We start from the raw sequence: 17,218 nt of genomic DNA, 5'->3' as shown, positions 1-17,218 counted from the left end.
AACGACTATTTAATTCTTCAACTTTTGTAATATTGAAATGCTCTACCAAGTACTCAGGTAGGATTAGTTTTAGTATTTCTTTGCTATCCATCATGGTGCAAATATATTATTTTACAACTTCCTCCCCAACTTTTGTGCTTGATCCCCTATTGTTTGTCAACGGTTAATCCGTCTATACAGAAATAAACTGCAGTATTAGGCCCTACAGTTGGATCAGCATCAGTAGAATCTAATTCAAAGAAAATATAACTAACTTCTCCTAGTTCCTTAATATTTATAATTTGCCAATCTTCTGGCATGATTAATTTATCACCTCTATAATCAGCTAAGTAATGCGTAACGTAATTTGGTTTTATTTTATTGTCTTTTCCTACACCATGGATAGTGATTTTAAAATAATCACCTTTTTCAAATGCTCTAGCGAATCCATCTCCATTTAAATTTCCCCAATAAGGCCATGGGTGGTTTGCAATCGCAATACTAATGGCATTGTAAGAATCAGATTTATCTCCAATTTTAATCCAGTTCGATCTTTCTTCTTCAGAGAATATTTCTTTATTTGCTTGCCAATCTTTCATATAATATCCCCAGTATCCAACGATGTAAGGAGTACCTTCACCTTTTAATCCTCCTTTAGCCATATTTCCCCATTGGTACGATAACCATCCTTCTGAACCACCATTATTTGAGTGACTAGTATTGTCATTACTGTTTGATGTGACAAAGCCGTCCCAATAGTTCCATGATCTTTCTGCTGTATGCGAGAATTTGAATATTTGACTTTCTACATAAGTTCCTCCTTCATATGTGTTTTCCCAATACTTTCCTCCTAAAGTTTCAATAGCATTTGAAAAGTCGAAGTCACTTAAATCTAATGTTACATAATTATAATCATAACTTTTACTAACAACTACATTATAAGTAAAGTATTGATATGAACTGCCATTTTGTTCTGATAACACTAACTTATAAGTACCTGGTTTATTAAATGTATGTCTTAATATTGGTTGTGTTGAAAGAACTTCTTGACTAGCATTATCAATCCATTTGTAAGAAGCATTAGGATTATTAATTTTTGGGTCAATTACAACTTCATCAAAAGTTATAGATTCAACTTGACCGTTAAATACAGGTACCGAATAAGGAGCTGTATCGTCATTTGAACAGCTTGTAAAAGTACTTGTAGTAAGTAATGTTATTCCTAAAAGTAGGGATGTACTGAACTTTAAAAAATGTTTTTTCATAATTTATTATAGTGTTGGTTATATAGTTTTTAAATTATCTTGTTGGTATTGAAATATTAGCTTTGTGTAGGTCAATTATTCCGCTTACTTCAGTTGAAGTTTCTCCTAACCAACCTGCTTCTTGATTTAAACCTGTGTAAATTTTGATGAAATCAACTCCTGGTAAATTAGCTTTATTACCATTTTTATCAATTGCCCATGAAATATCAATTGCAGATTCATCATCATTATTTGGTGCATTATCAGCATAACCAAATTGGAAACTGTATAAAACCCAATAATTACCTTTACCACTTTCGTCAATTGCATTATTTGGTAACAGAGTTCCTTTGAATGTGACTTTATCTTCTTTAATCCATTCTGGGAAATAACTTTGATTATGAAATGAGTTTTTAGGTTTAAAACCTTTGTGTCCTTGATTATCTTCCCATTTCATATATTCTAAATCTGTAGCCCAAGTAAGAGCAGGGTCTTTTATAGGTTCTTTATTCGCTTCAGGTCTATAGAAAGTAATTTCATAATTCTTAATTGTTTTAGAATTATTATGTTCACTTCCTGCAATCTCGTACCATTCATCTTCGTCAGGTAAACCATTTTTATTTTTGTCATAAGCGACCATTATTACTCCTGGTTCACAACTTCCTCCTCGATTTGATGCTGTAGAATTTGGGTTTGATTCTGCCCAAAAGGCATTTCCTAATACACGGAAATCTCTTTTTCCAGGTACATTTTCAATAGTTTTATCAAAACCTACAACAACATATCCACCAAATCCACCTAGAGTAATCATAGTTGGTTTCTTACCAGAGATAGCCTTTAGAGCTTTTTTATTCATTGCTTCTTGCGTGTCCCCAACTTCATAAAGAGGTAATTTGTTAGTGAATTGACCATAAGCTGGCTTGTAGTCAAAAACCTTTGTAATATCGCTATAAGAAGAAGTGATAGTTTCATTATTGTCAATTATTGTGCTATTGTCGTCACTTGATGAACAACTACTTCCTAAAATTGAAGCTAAGAATAAGCTTGAAATAAGGCTTATTCTACATGTTTTTTGTATCATATTTTCAGTTTATTTTTTAATAAAAGCAAAGTGTGCAGGTATATTACCTCCAGTAGTTCGCCATTTTAGTTTTCCTTCAGGGGAATAACAATATACAAATCCAGTACCCACATAGTCTTGAGCATCTGTCATATATATATCTTTTGTTTCTGGGTTTACTGCAATTCCATAAGGGATTAATATTTGTTTATCTGTCCCATCGGTTATAATATTATCTGTTATAATTTGCTTTGTATTTGTATTTAAAATACCATATGAAATAGTATTCTGACCCGTATTGTGTTTATATGAAGTCGCGTAATAATATAATTTATCATCATCAATTGTCATATTAGAAATAGGGATGTCTAACTTTTGTTTCACCTTGTCTGTATTAGAGTCAATTACATATAAACTTGGTTCTTCATTGTAATAATCACCACGTGAGCTTACGTATATATCACCATTGCGGTCCATTTGCATACGGTGTAAGTTAATTCCTACATCTATTTTTTTGATTTCAGTAAACGTAGTTAAATCTACTACAGATACAGTAGTGTCGTAGTTTGGTACTCGATATCCACCAGAGTTAGCTACATATAGTTTATTGCCTTTTATAACCATTTCCTCAGGCTGGTAACCTACCACTACTTTGCGTGTAACCTCTAAGGATAAAGTGTCTATTTCAGCAACAAAGCCAATTTCTGCATTCGGGTTGATTTCAACTTTTCCCGAATAAGAGCTCACGTAAGCCTTACCGCCTTTAAATTTTAAATAACGACAATTTGGAACGTGAATTTGTTTGATATGTTTTCCTGTTTCAACATCAAATACTTCTACAAAGTTTGAAACGTTTATCGTAGCATAAACCTTCTTACCATAGATTTGGATATCATTACCAACATCTCCTAATTCTTTAGTAATGTTAGGGTTTCTCTCAGAAAATATATCTCGTGTATAAACTCCACTATCATATTCAAATAAGTCAATTGAAGCTCTATTCATACCCATATTCCCTTCGTTTAACAGATAGAAACCTCTGTATTGGTCTGAAGGTGCAGGGATAGAAACAGTAGAACTATCCGATAAGAATATCATTTCATCTTTTCTACAACTCGTTAATAGAATTAAAGAGAAAAGGAGTAAGTATATATTTTTTAATCTCATAATTCAAAGTTTAAAGTAAAACGAAAGTTGCGCCCTGGCATAGGGAAGTTAGTTACAACTTCATAATATTGATTAGCTATATTGTTAGCTTCTATAGATACTTTAAAACGGTAGTTACTCCATTTAAAGCTTTTTTGCAATGATAAATCGTGTGTGTACCAAGGTTGTATCTCATTGCGTTTAATGTTATTTTTATTACCGTTATATCGTTTTCCAACATAGATAAAGCTATAGTTAAATGCCCAATCTTTATAGTCTAACGACACAATTGAAGACCCCGAATGCCAAGGAGCATAAGGGATTTGGTCACCATAATACGAAGGTTTTCCAAATAAGGTAGTACTTTTGTCTTTAGCAACAGTATATTCATACGTTAGATTAACACCAAGTTTTAGGTCATCTACAATCTTAACTGTTGTTCCTGCCGCCGATTCTATACCATAATTTTCAACCTTACCTAAGTTGGTCATCATCCAACGCATCATACTTGAGGTAGGAGAAGCAATGATTTTATCTGTGATATTTGCATAATATGACTCTACAGATAAATGTACTTCATCAAAGAAACGTGTGTTTAATGGTTTGCTATAAGTAAAACCTACGTTGAATTGTCTTGATACTTCCGGTCGCAAATTAGACGTCCCCAATTGTGTATAATACAAATCATTAAAAGTAGGTAGCCTAAAGATGTATTTGTAGAAAGCGTGCACTACAAAGTCTTCACTATCCCAAGGTTTGTAGCTCAAGAATAGAGAAGGAGCCCACACAGAACGGTCAGGAGCTTGCAGGTTATGGCGTACTTTTTCTTTGGTAAACGTTCCGAGAATATTCCCTTGAGCCTTTACCTTTCCAAGATTAACAGATGTAGCTAACGATGTCAAGAAAGTATATCTCTCAGGATAAGAAAACAAAGTTCCTTGTCCTTTTCGCGTAGCATTTAGTTTGTTATATTGAATATCAGTAGCCAAAGATACCTCCCAAATATCGGTTATTTTGTAAAGGTGAGCTGCCGATATATACCAGTCTTGTTGGTAAAAGGTATTGTCAAATTGTGGGTTATACGTAACCTCTTCCCCTTCAAAACCTACTGTTTTACGAGATTTATAGTGCATCAAATCATAAGCAAACTTCCCTTTTAATAAAAAAGAGTATCTGTCAGTTACAAAGCGTGTCCACTCTGCCTGTGCCATAAAGTTTTTATCTCCTTGGCGTTCATTGATGTTTTCTGTTTCAATAGTAGTATCACTCTTTTTAATCACAGCACCAGGTAATCCTCTGTCTGATTGGTAGTAATACACATTTGCTTGCCAAGTATTCTTATCGTCTTTACCATACCAAGCATTTTCAATTCTATACGCTTCAATGTCACTGTTAAGTCTGTGTCCAATTGTATCATAAGCAACCGAACCATCTATGTTGAGTTTTTTTTGTCTGAATTTATAATCCCCATTAGAGTAAATATACTCAGCACTAATACTGGTACTCACATTGTCATTTACTTTGTATTCCGTTCTAACAGAAGGATTCACTAACTGAATAGACCCTGCTTTGTACTTAGCAGAAAAGTTATAATCTTTTCCCTCTTTAAAGACAGGTTTTTTAGTTTGAATATAGACAGTAGAAGCAGAAGCGTATTCCTTTGCAGATTGAAAAATAGCACTGCGTTGTCCGTTGTATAGTTTTACAGCTTCTACATTATCTAAAGAGAATTTACCTAAATCTACAATACCATTTTGTGCATTTCCAATTTGAACACCATTGTAAAACACACCTACGTGATGCGTACCCATATTGCGGACATCCACTGTTTTTAGTCCCCCCATTCCTCCATAGTCTTTGATTTTGATACCCGCAAAATAGCGTAAAGCATCAGCAACACTATGGCTGTTTAATCTTTCAAGTTGTTCACCTTGTAAAGTTTGTACAGGAATAAGGTCTTTAAAAACTTCTTTTTCAATTACAATCTCATTCAGAGAAGTAATCGTATCTTGTTTTTGCTGTGCGAATAGGGAAGTTCCTATCAAGCAACATATTCCTAAAGGGAGTAGTTTTAAGTTCATAGTTTAGTCAGCTAACAACGTTGATGAAAAAGGGAAGAAAGAAACGCATCTAACCAATCGTTAGCAATAAACGAAGAAGTGCGTTCGCTGTTTTATACCCGAAAACATCAAACAATTACGATAAAACGGCAGGTATTCTGACTTACTCAAAACAAACATCCTTCCCATTGCGCAGAAACAACAGTGGATAACGCGGTTTGTTTTTTTGGACGAGCTTACAGCAGCGGGTCTGTTTAGGATTTACACCTAATTCCCTTTTAATATCTCGAAAGACAACCATAGAATCAGTTACAAATATATATAAAATAATATCTTAAAAAAGTAATTTAAACAGCATAGTATCAATATGCTATGCTTTTGTTACATATATCTCGGAATAATTATAGAATTGTAAAAAAGTCCTTATGTTTTTTCTGTGTTGTAATCGCTTGCTTATTGGTCGGAATATCCCAAGTAGGATATACACGCATACCTCTTTTTCCTTCCTTATTGGCTGATGAAATAATGTTTAAAGTAGCCAATGCCTCTTTTGGGAAGATAAAATAGCCTTTGTTGTCATTTTCAACACAAGAGATAATCATAAAATCAAAGTCGTCAGCAATGTGATAAGGTTCTGTAATCCCTTGTTCATTCCTTTTCCAGATAGCTACAAAAAGTCCCGTTTTCTTGGGTGTGACCTTAGCTTCTCGGTAAATTATCTTGTAGTTGTCGATTGAAAAAGAACAAGCATTATACTCATTACTTTCAGGGAATGAACAATAATTGGTTACAAAAGAAGCTGTTTGTAATTCTGAAAAATTATTTAATAAAGGAATAAATTGTTCCAACATTTTGATTTTTGTGTAAATATATTTCAAATGAATTGTTTTCTTTGCAAAATCAAATAAATTAAAATCACGCCAATGTTATCAAAACCAAGATTAGCATTAATAATAGGAATCGTGTGTATCTCGATTTTTCCTGTTATCGTAAAATTAGACTTGACACCACCTCTAATTTCAGCATTTTATCGAATGGCTATTGCAGCTGTATTTGTAGTGCCTTATGCCTTATTTACAAAGCAAATGAAGCTGTACGATTTTAAAACGATGATGCTAATTGTATTATGTGGTTTTTTCTTTGGTGCAGATATAGGCGTTTGGAACTTTGCTATTCAAGGGTCAACAGCTACTCAAGCTACATTGCTAACTAATCTTGCGCCCGTTTGGGTAGGAATAGGAAGTTATTTCTTCTTGAGTTCAAAACCAAGTATCAATTTTTGGATAGGGACCGTATTCGCTATCACAGGAATGGTTGTTTTAGTAGGGGTAGATGTATTTATGGACTTATCTTTTGACTTGCCATTTGCTTTTGGAATTTTGTCAGGTATCTTATATGCGTGCTATATTTTATTCAGTAAAAAGGTTTTAGAAAAAGTAGAGATAATACCATTTATGTCATACAGTTTATTGGTTTCTTCAATCTTTTTAGGAATTACAAACTTTGCAATGGGGTCAGAGTTTTCTGGATTCAGTAGTATGGGATGGTTAACATTAGTTGTGCAAGGAGTTGTATGTCAGTTAATCGCTTGGTTCCTATTAAGCTTTGCAACAAAGCATATGCGAGCAACGAGAGTTTCACTAAGTTTATTGAGTCAAGCTTTATTAGCAGCCTTTTTAGCTTGGATGTTCTTAAATGAAGAGATTACAATGCAGATGATTTATGGAGGAGCAATTATTCTATTTGGAATTGGGATAACATTTGTTGAAAAGCCAATTATAGGAGGAAAAAAAGAAGTGAGTTTGAAATAGTAAATCACCTATTAGGAATAAAAAAAACGACGTATTAGTGATAATACGTCGTTTTTTTTAGAACCATATACTGGCATTTTTCCAAATTATGCTAATTCCAAGGGCTACAAATACAATAGAAACAACTATTTTCATAAAAGTTGATACTAAAAAACCAAGGAAAGAACCAGAAGCAGCTTTTAGTGCTCGGTTGATATTTTTATAGTCAAATAATAACTCACCTAAAAGTGCCCCAACAAAAGGACCGATTATAAAACCAAAAGGAATAGGAGCAATTAAACCAACGATCAAACCGATGTTAGTACCCCATATTCCGTAGGATGAGCCACCAAAACGCTTTGTCCCCTGTGCAGGAATAACGTAGTCTAAAATTGAAATTGCGATGGTAATTACACAAGTAATCCACAAGATATAGTGATTTATTTCAACACCTTTTGTTAGATACAAACACAGTATTCCAAACCAACTTAGGGGTAATCCGGGTAGGGCAGGAAGCACACTTCCGACCACTCCGCCTGCCAATAAAACAAGTGCAACGATTAATAGTAAATATTCCATTCGGATTTTTTGTATTTTTGAGAAATAAAGGTACAATAATCCAAGCTATGAAAAAATCACTGATGTTTATCTTTTTATTGGTTTTAACAGTTTCCTGTCAATTGAAATACAATCAATTGCCAGATGAGGAAGTGTTGCTAAAAGAAGAATTAGATAAAATTGATTGGACTAAAGTTGATGCATATCCGACAGTAGATTTGTGTGATTCTTTGTTAGATGACAAGTCTAAAAGGGATTGTTTCTTTGCTTTTATTACTCAGAATTTACAAGTTCGTTTTAATGCAGATACTATTGAGGGGAATTTTACTCAGCTTGATACCTTAAAAATATTAGTAACAGTTAAGACAGATTCACAGGTAGACTTTGAATTATATGATTTGCCAGAAACGCTAATCGAACAAACAAAAACAATTAATAAGTTTTTACACGAACAAGGGCAAGTATTTTCAGTAGTTCATCCAGCTGTAAAAAGAGGCGTACCAGTTACAAGTCAATTTATTATCCCAGTTGTTTTAAATAAACAATAGTTATTCTTTTTAAGAATCTTGGAACTGTTTGTCACGTTATAAATCAGCTTCTTCTTTTTGCTTTACTCTATAAGTCATCACAAAGATACTACCGATGCTGATTGGCAATACAATGTTTAGCAACCAAATTAATGTTGCGACTAAGGCCACTACCCATTGATTAACTCCTAAAGCGGTGAAAATAAACATAGCAATACTACCTTTTACGGCAAACTCTAAAAACTGAAAGTTAGGAAGAGATGATGCCATTAAATAGATAGCAGAAACCGCACATAACAATTCAAAATAAGGAATGTCAACACCTAATAAGTAGTATAAAATCACATATTGGTGGGTAAACGAAGCATAGCGAAAGAACGCTAAGATTAAGTTTTTGCGATGTTTCTGACGAGGGATTTCATTTATCATTTCGATAAGTGATTTAATAGAGTACCCTTTTATCGTAAAATGGCGCAGTGAAAACAAGATTAAAATTACAGTTGCAATTATAGCATAGGCAATAAACAAATAGTAATTTGGAATTATTTCGTGGAATTGATTAAGAATACTTAAGCCTATCAATCCAAATACAATGGCATAAATGACTTGAACGCCATTACAGATCATATTTAAAAAGATAACTCTACTTGCGTCTTTTTTCTCAAAATACAATGCCTTTCCTGCATATTCACCAATACCATTAGGCGTAAATATCCCCAGAGTAAGCGCACTTAACACTTGCTTAGTTGCCTGCCAAACGCTAACTGGTTTGATTAATGACGAGAGATTCTGCCATTTTAAAATTTCAATAAAGCGATTAGAAAAAGTCAGACACGCTAAAATAAAAAGAGCAAAGTAGTTTTCTTTTTTAGCCATTACCTCTAACAACACTTTAAAATCAAGGGTTTTATCATTTGATAATTGGTTGTAGATATAATAAAAAGCAGAAGCAACAACTAATATTTTAATTAGAAGTACGAGATATTGCTTAGTTTTGTCTGATAGAATTTTCATCACTGCAAAATAAGATAATATTTTGTTGGGCAGGGATATAAAAGTGTAAAAAAATATTAAATTGACAGTAGATAGAATCATATTAGGTATTGACCCTGGAACCACAATTATGGGTTTCGGGTTGATTAGAGTGGTAAATAAGAAGATGGAGTTTATACAGTTGAATGAGTTGCTATTATCCAAGTATGAGGACCGCTATACGCGTTTGAAGCTTATTTTTGAACGTACAATTGAATTGATAGAAACACATTTGCCAGATGAAATTGCTATTGAAGCACCCTTCTTAGGAAAAAACCCACAATCAATGTTGAAGTTAGGTAGAGCACAAGGCGTAGCAATGGCTGCTGCTTTGTCTCGCAATATTCCTGTTACAGAATACGAGCCTAAAAAAATCAAGATGGCTATAACAGGAAACGGTAACGCAAGTAAAGAACAAGTGGCAAAAATGTTGCAACAATTGTTGGGGTTAAAAGAGTTGCCTAAAAATTTAGATAGTACAGATGGTCTTGCCGCTGCGGTTTGTCATTTCTATAATTCAAATAAAATCGTAACCGGAAAAAGTTATTCTGGATGGGACGCATTCATCAAACAAAATCAAGACCGAGTTAAGAAGTAATGGCAGGTATATATATTCACATTCCCTTTTGCAAGCAAGCTTGTCACTATTGTGACTTTCACTTTTCTACTTCCTTAAAGAAAAAAGAAGAGATGTTGCAAAGTTTGAAACAGGAGTTAGTACTTCGAAAAGAGGAATTGCACAATGAGGTGGTAGAAACCATTTACTTTGGAGGTGGAACCCCAAGTATTTTGGAAGTAGGTGAAATAAACGATTTGATACAAGCCGTTTATAACTTGTTTTCCGTTTCAGATAATCCAGAAATAACATTAGAGGCAAATCCTGACGATTTAGACTATACTACAATTCACAAACTGGCAGAGTCTAAAGTAAATCGTTTAAGCATCGGAATTCAGTCTTTTGTAGAAGAAGACCTGAAAATGATGAATCGTGCACACAATTCTTCAGAGGCTATAAGCTGTTTAGAAGAGGCAGTTAAGCATTTTGACAATATTTCAATTGATCTTATTTATGGTATTCCTAATATGAGCAATGAACGTTGGTTAGCTAATGTTCAGCGTATTCTTGATTTAGGAATTCCACATATTTCTTGTTATGCGTTGACAGTTGAGGAGCGTACAGCATTGAATAAATTAATCAAAAAAGGTGTAATTCCAAGTCCGAAAGAAGAAGTAGCACATAATCACTTTATGTTGCTAATTGAGACCTTGCGCAGGAATGGCTATATTCATTATGAACTATCCAATTTTGCTAAGCCAGGGTATTATTCAAAGAATAACTCTGCTTATTGGTTGGGTAAAAAGTATTTAGGGATAGGACCGTCTGCTCATAGTTTTGACGGCGTACACCGCAGTTGGAATATTGCTAACAATCCATTGTACATAAAGGATATTCAATCTGGAAAGCTTCCGTTAGAAATAGAAGAGTTGTCTCTTTCTGATCGCTATAATGAGTATATTATGACTGGATTGCGTACGATATGGGGTGTTGACGTTAACCGCGTACACCGTGATTTTGGTCAAGATTTCTATGATTACCTAATACAAGAATCAACTCATTTTATTGCAGATGGTCTAATGCATCGCGAGGGAGATGTACTGACGATTACTGATAAAGGAAAATTCTTAAGTGACGGTATTGCATCTGATTTATTTTGGTTAGATTTGAAATAAAACCGTGATAGCAAGTATAACCTTATCCGATTGCGTATATCAAATTGACTTATCACAGCCAATAGATATATCTATTCCCCTTGTTAATACAGAAAGCAATCCAATTGCGTGGTATTTAGAGAAACCCGATATTTCTCCAGTTGAAATGGGTGATTGGATCGGCAAGGTGAGCGAGGGTAATTCGTCTACGAATTTTAATAATATTACTTTTAATCCTCACGCACACGGTACGCATACAGAATGTTTAGGACATATTACTAAAGCTTTTTACAGTGTAAACGACAGTTTAAAGGAGTTTTTCTTTTTGGGGCAGTTGGTTACAATTGAGCCTGAATTACAAACAAACGGCGACTTTGTAATTACATTAGAGCAGGTGGAAAATGCGTGGATTGAACAAGGTCAGAAAGCAATTGTTTTTAGAACATTACCTAATCCAGAAGGAAAAAAATCAGCGAAATATTCACATACAAATCCGCCTTACTTATCGTGGGAAGTATGTGTTTTTTTAAGAGCGAAAGGTGTAGATCATTTATTAGTTGATTTGCCAAGTGTGGACAAGGAAAAGGATGAAGGCAAGTTACTTGCACACAAAGCATTTTGGAATGTAACGAATGTAAGTCAACTAAATGACGATGCTCGTTTAAATGCAACAATTACAGAGATGATTTATGTGGCTAATGACATAGAAGATGGCTTTTACTTTTTGAACCTGCAAATAGCTTCTTTTGTCAATGATGCCTCACCAAGTAAGCCTGTGTTATATCAACTAATCAAGTAATTTATGGATATTGGAGTTATTTATGATTACTGTTTACACAAACAAGGGGTAACAGAGGACTTTCCGTTTGATGAAGAAGTACTTACTTTTAAGGTAGGAGGTAAAATATTCTTATTGCTTAATCTTAAGAAGTGGGAGGAAGGAGAGCACAGTTTAAATCTTAAGTGTAATCCTGATCGTGCAGAAGAACTAAGAGTAGAATACACTGAGATTACACCAGGTTACCATATGAGTAAGAAACATTGGAATACCATTGCAGTTCGAGGCTCAGTTAATTGGGGTTTTTTAAAAGAGTTGATAGACCATTCGTATGATTTGGTATTTCAAGGGCTAACAAAGAAATTGAAAGAAGAGATTTTAAAGTAAATACAAAAAGAGAAACTAATCATTAGTTTCTCTTTTTGTATGTGATAAAAATGGAATGATTTTTACTTTTTTTGACTCTTTTTTCAGGAAAATAGGGGTTGATAATTACGTTTTTTGTTTAAAAAAGCTTTTTTGTCGCTGTTTTTCCCTTTGAAAAAATGTAATTATTAGTGATGTGTAAACCTGTGGTAAGCCTTATGTTTATTGAGGTTATAGTGTTTTTTTTGTTGTAATTTTGATGTAGATATCATTTACTTTTATAAAGAGATTCTCTGACTTATGAGGGACAATCCTCCGAGAATACTGGGATATAGGGTGTTTTGTCGGAGAATTGTCGGAGAATACTCAGATTAGTGTCTATGTATTCTGATTTTAAGCAATTGTTTGAAAATAAGAAAGTCTTTGTTTTATTAGGATAGGAGAGAGCTTTTATAAGTTATACATATCTTTTTAAGATGTTAAGGTTTCTTGATGTTAGTAATGCTTTATTATTTGTTTAAACAGTTATAGCTAACAAAAAACGCCTTGAGAACTCTCAAAGCGTTTTAGTATGGATAGTTAGGGCTATTATTATCTATTAGTTTTCTTGGTCTATTTTTACTTGAATTTTAATAGGTATTGTGAATTGACTTCTAACTTTTCTTCCTTTATGTTCAGCAGGAGACCATTTAGGCATTGTTTTTAAAATTTGGATTACTTGTTGTCCAATTCCATGACCAGGGTCTTTAATAACACTTGCATCATAAATAGAACCATCTGCTTCTACAACGAATTGTACGATAGTCGATATAGTTGAATCTGTTATTCCTTTAGGCGTAACAAATTTTGAAATAAAGTCATTGTTAAAGGCATTCATTCCTCCTGGATATTCTGCGCGTTTCTCTACAGCTACAAAAACTTCGTTGTCATAAGATTGTGAAGTAGAGGGTTGTTTTTTTACTTCTTGTGCTTGTACCGTTGCTATACCAGCTGTTAAGAAAAGGGTAGTAGCAGTAAAGATTGCAAAAGCATTTCTGTACGGATTGTTTTTCTTTGTAATCATAATACAACGTTTTTTGGTTAGGATATCAAGTAATTACCCGTGTATTTGTTCACTGTTTCCGTAGCTTTGAATAAGTTCTCCTTCAAAGTCTAACCATTCTTTCCAACGTTTATCAACATCAACTTTTTCAGTATATTTTTTAGCAAACTTCAAAAAAGTAGTGTAGTGATTTGCTTCAGACACCATTAAGTCGTAGTAAAACTTTGCTAATTCTTGGTCTTTGATGTTCTGCGATAATGTTCTAAAACGCTCGCAGCTTCTTGCTTCAATCATTGCAGCAAATAATAACCTATCTATAAAAGCATCATTTCGACTACCGTCTTTTCTACAGAACTTGTATAATTTATTTACATAGTCATCTTTGCGCTCTCTACCCAAAGTATATCCACGTTCTTTGATTATATTGTGTACCATTTTGAAATGCTCCATTTCTTCGATAGCAATTTCAGTCATAGCAGTTACTAAATCCTCATGTTCAGAGTTGTAAGTGATTATTGTAATTGCATTGGTAGCTGCTTTTTGTTCACACCAGCAGTGGTCTGTTAAAATTTCTTCTAAATTACCTTCTGCAATATTAGCCCAACGAGGGTCCGTTAATAATTTTAATCCAAGCATAATTCCTTTTCGTTTTATGCAAAAATAGCAATAATTAGATAGATTAAAAATGAGTCTGTTACATTTGTGAGAATGCTTATTTTTGTGGTATGGAAAAGGTATTTCAGAATAAACGAATTGTTGTTATTGGTCAGGTTTGGCCTGAATCTAAATCATCTGCTGCCGGTAAGCGAATGTTGCAATTATTAGCTTGTTTTAAACAATGGGGGATGGATATTTACTTTAGTAGTGCTGCTAAGAAGAGTAACTATAGTGATGATCTATCTGCGTTCGGTGTAACAGAGTTTGAGATTTGGTTGAATGATGAACGAACAGATGAAGCTTTGAAATCTTTAAATCCTGATATTGTTATGTTTGACCGGTTTATGATTGAAGAACAGTTCGGTTGGCGAGTTGCAGAGCAATGTCCTTCTGCACTGACTGTATTAGACACAGAAGACTTGCATTTCTTGCGTTACGCGAGACAAGAGTTGATTAAGAAAGGAGTGGGAAGTTTAGAAGATTATCTTTATTCAGAGCGTACAAAAAGGGAATTAGCGAGTATAATGCGTTGTGATTTGACCTTGTTGATTTCTAAATATGAAGAGGAGTTATTGACGCAAACATTTGGCATAAGCGATAAATTGCTCTTGACGTTGCCCTTTTTAGAAGATCAGGTTACAGCAGAAGAAAAGTCGAATTGGAAAACTTTTGACAACAGAGAAGGTTTTGTTTTTATTGGTAATTTTATTCATGAACCAAATTGGCAGACGGTACTTCGGTTGAAGAAAGAAGTATGGCCTCTGTTGCGCAAGCGATTGCCTAAGGTAAATATGCATATTTATGGAGCCTATCCTTCTCCTAAAGTACTACAATTACACAATGAAAAGGAGCGTTTTCTTGTTCACGGTAGAGCAGAAGATGCTTTGGAGGTAATTAGTGATGCAAGAGTTATGTTGGCTCCGATTACATTTGGAGCAGGAATAAAAGGGAAGTTTGTAGATGCTATTCAAGTAGGAACACCTTCTATTACTACTTCTGTGGGAGTAGAATCAATGAAAGGAGAATTGCCTTGGTGTGGTTTTGTCTGTGATGAGCTTGATGAAATGGTGGAAAAAGCTGTTTTATTGTATTCAGATGAGTCGGTGTGGAAAGACAAGCAGAATTTAGGTGAGTCTATCTTATTAACGAATTACGACAAAAAACAGTACGGAGAGTTGTTTCTAAAGCGGTTAGTAGATTGCTATACGAAATTAGAGAAACATAGACGCAGTAACTTTTTAGGACAAGTATTTAAGCATCACAGTGCTCAAAGTTCTAAGTTTTTCGGTATGTGGATAGAAGCAAAGAATAAAAAATAAAAAAAGGCGAGTTAATTAACTAACTCGCCTTTTGTATTGAACTACTATTTGACCATTTCAGTGTAATATTTGTAGAACAAAGGAATAGTTTCAATTCCTTTTAAGTAGTTGAATACTCCGAAGTGTTCATTTGGAGAGTGGATAGCATCTGTATCTAATCCGAATCCCATCATAATTGACTTAGAACCTAATTCTTCTTCAAACAAAGCTACAATTGGAATAGAACCTCCTGAACGCACTGGAATCGGTGTAACACCAAAAGTGTGTTCATACGCTTTAGCAGCAGCTTTATATCCAACAGAGTCGATAGGAGTTACATATCCTTGTCCTCCGTGGTGAGGTTTAACTTCTACACGTACACCAGCAGGAGCAATACTTTCGAAGTGTTTTTTGAACAATTCAGTGATTTCTTCCCATTCTTGGTTAGGTACTAAACGCATTGATATTTTTGCGAATGCTTTACTTGCGATAACAGTTTTAGCTCCTTCACCAGTATAACCTCCCCAAATACCGTTTACGTCTAAAGTAGGACGGATAGAGTTGCGTTCGTTTGTAGTATATCCAGCTTCACCATAAACATCCTCGATGTCTAATTTCTTTTTGTAGTCATCTAAACAGAAAGGACGTTTAGCCATTTCATCTCTTTCTTCGCGAGAAAGTTCTTCTACTTTGTCATAGAAACCAGGAACTGTGATATGGTTGTTTTCATCGTGTAATGAAGCAATCATCTTAGTTAATACGTTGATTGGATTTGCAACCGCACCACCATATAAACCAGAGTGTAGATCTCTATTAGGACCAGTTACTTCTACTTCTACGTAGCTTAAACCTCTTAAACCTGTAGTAATAGAAGGTTGCTCGTTAGAAATCATTCCAGTATCAGAGATTAAGATAACGTCGTTTTTAAGTTTCTCTTGGTTTCTTTTCACAAACCAGCTTAAACTTACAGAACCAACTTCCTCTTCTCCTTCAATCATGAATTTCACGTTACAAGGTAAAGCATTGTTAGCGATCATATATTCAAACGCTTTTACGTGCATAAACATTTGACCTTTATCATCACAAGCTCCACGAGCGAAGATAGCCCCTTCTGGGTGTATGTCTGTTTTTTTGATTACTGGTTCGAAAGGAGGAGATGTCCATAATTCGATTGGATCTGCCGGTTGTACGTCGTAGTGACCGTAAACTAATACCGTTGGTAAGGCAGGATCAATGATTTTTTCTGCATAAACAATAGGGTAACCAGGTGTTTCACATAATTCAACAAGGTCACATCCTGCTTCTTCTAAACTTTTTTTTACGTGTTCTGCAGTATTAATTACATCCTGTGAAAAGGCACTGTCAGCACTGATAGAAGGTTTTTTTAATAGTTCAATTAGCTCATCTAAAAGACGTTGCTTATTTTCTTGAACAAATTGTTTTGAATCTTTCATAGTATATAGGATACATTTACATTATTCCTTACAAACATAAGAATAAAAAAAAAATAAATTTTTTCTTGCACATTAAAAAATGCGTTGTATATTTGCAACGTCTTAAAGGAACAACAGTGACTAACACTGGTTCCAGCCAACAAGCGGGTATGGTGAAATTGGTAGACACGCCAGACTTAGGATCTGGTGCCGCAAGGTGTGAAGGTTCGAGTCCTTTTACCCGCACAACAAAAACCTCTTCATATTTTGAAGAGGTTTTTTTATTTCTACTACCTTCCTAATCTTTCTTTTACGTATTTTTTAATTTGGTATATTTAGGTAATCTTTTGCAAGACAAGTGACTTTTAGTTTGGTGATTGTCTTAAGATAAACGGATCAAGCACAAAAGTTGGGGAGGAAGTTGTAAAATAATATATTTGCACCATGATGGATAGCAAAGAAATACTAAAACTAATCCTACCTGAGTACTTGGTAGAGCATTTCAATATTACAAAAGTTGAAGAATTAAATAGTCGTT

General features: G+C 34.2%; 17 protein-coding genes, 1 tRNA gene and 1 riboswitch. Of the genes, 8 read left to right on the top strand and 10 right to left on the bottom strand.

The annotated features are described in order from the left end of the window. Window positions 1–146 precede the first annotated feature (146 nt). The 5 genes from BLT46_RS12625 to BLT46_RS12605 form a co-directional block, all read right to left on the bottom strand. The gene (locus BLT46_RS12625) at window positions 147–1,244 is read right to left on the bottom strand and encodes a DUF4465 domain-containing protein (protein ID WP_090410477.1); all 1,098 of its coding nucleotides are present in this window, start codon (window positions 1,242–1,244) and stop codon (window positions 147–149) included. A gap of 34 nt (window positions 1,245–1,278) precedes the next feature. Beyond that, entirely contained in the window at window positions 1,279–2,304 is a 1,026-nt protein-coding gene (locus BLT46_RS12620; RefSeq protein WP_090410476.1) for a PKD domain-containing protein, read from the bottom strand. Window positions 2,305–2,313: 9 nt separating this feature from the next. Further along, a complete protein-coding gene (locus BLT46_RS12615) occupies window positions 2,314–3,450 on the bottom strand; it encodes a YncE family protein (RefSeq protein ID WP_090410475.1) in 1,137 nt (378 codons plus the stop codon). After that, complete coding sequence (locus tag BLT46_RS12610; RefSeq protein WP_090410474.1) at window positions 3,447–5,510, bottom strand: TonB-dependent receptor; 2,064 nt, start codon at window positions 5,508–5,510, stop codon at window positions 3,447–3,449. The genes BLT46_RS12615 and BLT46_RS12610 overlap by 4 nt, the downstream gene beginning before the upstream one ends. A gap of 110 nt (window positions 5,511–5,620) precedes the next feature. Further along, window positions 5,621–5,806, bottom strand: a riboswitch (cobalamin riboswitch). A gap of 84 nt (window positions 5,807–5,890) precedes the next feature. Beyond that, the gene (locus tag BLT46_RS12605; protein WP_090410473.1) at window positions 5,891–6,340 is read right to left on the bottom strand and encodes a MepB family protein; all 450 of its coding nucleotides are present in this window, start codon (window positions 6,338–6,340) and stop codon (window positions 5,891–5,893) included. Between the two features lie 72 nt (window positions 6,341–6,412). On the opposite strand from BLT46_RS12605, the gene BLT46_RS12600 reads away from it, so the two are divergent. Further along, the gene (locus BLT46_RS12600; RefSeq protein WP_090410472.1) at window positions 6,413–7,300 is read left to right on the top strand and encodes a DMT family transporter; all 888 of its coding nucleotides are present in this window, start codon (window positions 6,413–6,415) and stop codon (window positions 7,298–7,300) included. Between the two features lie 57 nt (window positions 7,301–7,357). Here BLT46_RS12600 and BLT46_RS12595 read toward each other — a convergent pair whose 3' ends face one another. Continuing rightward, window positions 7,358–7,858 (bottom strand): DUF456 domain-containing protein, encoded by a 501-nt coding sequence (locus BLT46_RS12595; protein WP_090410471.1) that lies wholly within the window; start codon window positions 7,856–7,858, stop codon window positions 7,358–7,360. 47 nt (window positions 7,859–7,905) lie between these two features. On the opposite strand from BLT46_RS12595, the gene BLT46_RS12590 reads away from it, so the two are divergent. After that, on the top strand, window positions 7,906–8,385 hold the full coding sequence (locus tag BLT46_RS12590; RefSeq protein ID WP_090410470.1) for a hypothetical protein: 480 nt from the start codon (window positions 7,906–7,908) through the stop codon (window positions 8,383–8,385). 36 nt (window positions 8,386–8,421) lie between these two features. Here BLT46_RS12590 and BLT46_RS12585 read toward each other — a convergent pair whose 3' ends face one another. Then, window positions 8,422–9,378 carry a hypothetical protein gene (locus tag BLT46_RS12585; protein ID WP_090410469.1) on the bottom strand — a complete coding sequence of 319 codons (957 nt, stop codon included), beginning with the start codon at window positions 9,376–9,378 and terminating at the stop codon, window positions 8,422–8,424. A gap of 61 nt (window positions 9,379–9,439) precedes the next feature. Between BLT46_RS12585 and ruvC the strand changes: the two genes are divergently transcribed. From ruvC to BLT46_RS12565, 4 genes are read left to right on the top strand one after another with little or no spacing between them, the layout of a single operon-like run. After that, the gene (ruvC, locus tag BLT46_RS12580) at window positions 9,440–9,994 is read left to right on the top strand and encodes a crossover junction endodeoxyribonuclease RuvC (protein WP_090410468.1); all 555 of its coding nucleotides are present in this window, start codon (window positions 9,440–9,442) and stop codon (window positions 9,992–9,994) included. Next, entirely contained in the window at window positions 9,994–11,127 is a 1,134-nt protein-coding gene (gene hemW / locus BLT46_RS12575; RefSeq protein ID WP_090410467.1) for a radical SAM family heme chaperone HemW, read from the top strand. Before ruvC ends, hemW begins: the two co-directional genes overlap by 1 nt. Before the next feature lie 4 nt (window positions 11,128–11,131). Then, complete coding sequence (locus tag BLT46_RS12570; RefSeq protein WP_090410466.1) at window positions 11,132–11,905, top strand: cyclase family protein; 774 nt, start codon at window positions 11,132–11,134, stop codon at window positions 11,903–11,905. Between the two features lie 3 nt (window positions 11,906–11,908). Continuing rightward, window positions 11,909–12,271, top strand: a complete 363-nt coding sequence (locus BLT46_RS12565; protein WP_090410465.1) for an MmcQ/YjbR family DNA-binding protein — start codon at window positions 11,909–11,911, stop codon at window positions 12,269–12,271. 577 nt (window positions 12,272–12,848) lie between these two features. Here BLT46_RS12565 and BLT46_RS12560 read toward each other — a convergent pair. Next, complete coding sequence (locus BLT46_RS12560) at window positions 12,849–13,313, bottom strand: energy transducer TonB (RefSeq protein ID WP_090410464.1); 465 nt, start codon at window positions 13,311–13,313, stop codon at window positions 12,849–12,851. A 33-nt stretch (window positions 13,314–13,346) separates the two neighbouring features. Then, complete coding sequence (gene miaE / locus BLT46_RS12555; protein ID WP_090410463.1) at window positions 13,347–13,928, bottom strand: MiaE family protein; 582 nt, start codon at window positions 13,926–13,928, stop codon at window positions 13,347–13,349. An 89-nt stretch (window positions 13,929–14,017) separates the two neighbouring features. On the opposite strand from miaE, the gene BLT46_RS12550 reads away from it, so the two are divergent. After that, complete coding sequence (locus tag BLT46_RS12550) at window positions 14,018–15,268, top strand: glycosyltransferase (RefSeq protein WP_090410462.1); 1,251 nt, start codon at window positions 14,018–14,020, stop codon at window positions 15,266–15,268. 44 nt (window positions 15,269–15,312) lie between these two features. On the opposite strand, the gene BLT46_RS12545 is transcribed toward BLT46_RS12550, so the two are convergent. Further along, on the bottom strand, window positions 15,313–16,701 hold the full coding sequence (locus BLT46_RS12545; RefSeq protein ID WP_090410461.1) for a dipeptidase: 1,389 nt from the start codon (window positions 16,699–16,701) through the stop codon (window positions 15,313–15,315). A 143-nt stretch (window positions 16,702–16,844) separates the two neighbouring features. Here BLT46_RS12545 and BLT46_RS12540 point away from each other — a divergent pair. After that, window positions 16,845–16,926 (top strand) — tRNA-Leu (locus BLT46_RS12540). Window positions 16,927–17,218: the final 292 nt, after the last annotated feature.

The organism is Myroides phaeus, assembly GCF_900099675.1.
In the GTDB taxonomy this organism is placed as follows: domain Bacteria; phylum Bacteroidota; class Bacteroidia; order Flavobacteriales; family Flavobacteriaceae; genus Flavobacterium; species Flavobacterium phaeum.
Note: the sequence above shows the minus strand (reverse complement) of the source record. Positions and strands in the feature narration are given on the sequence as shown.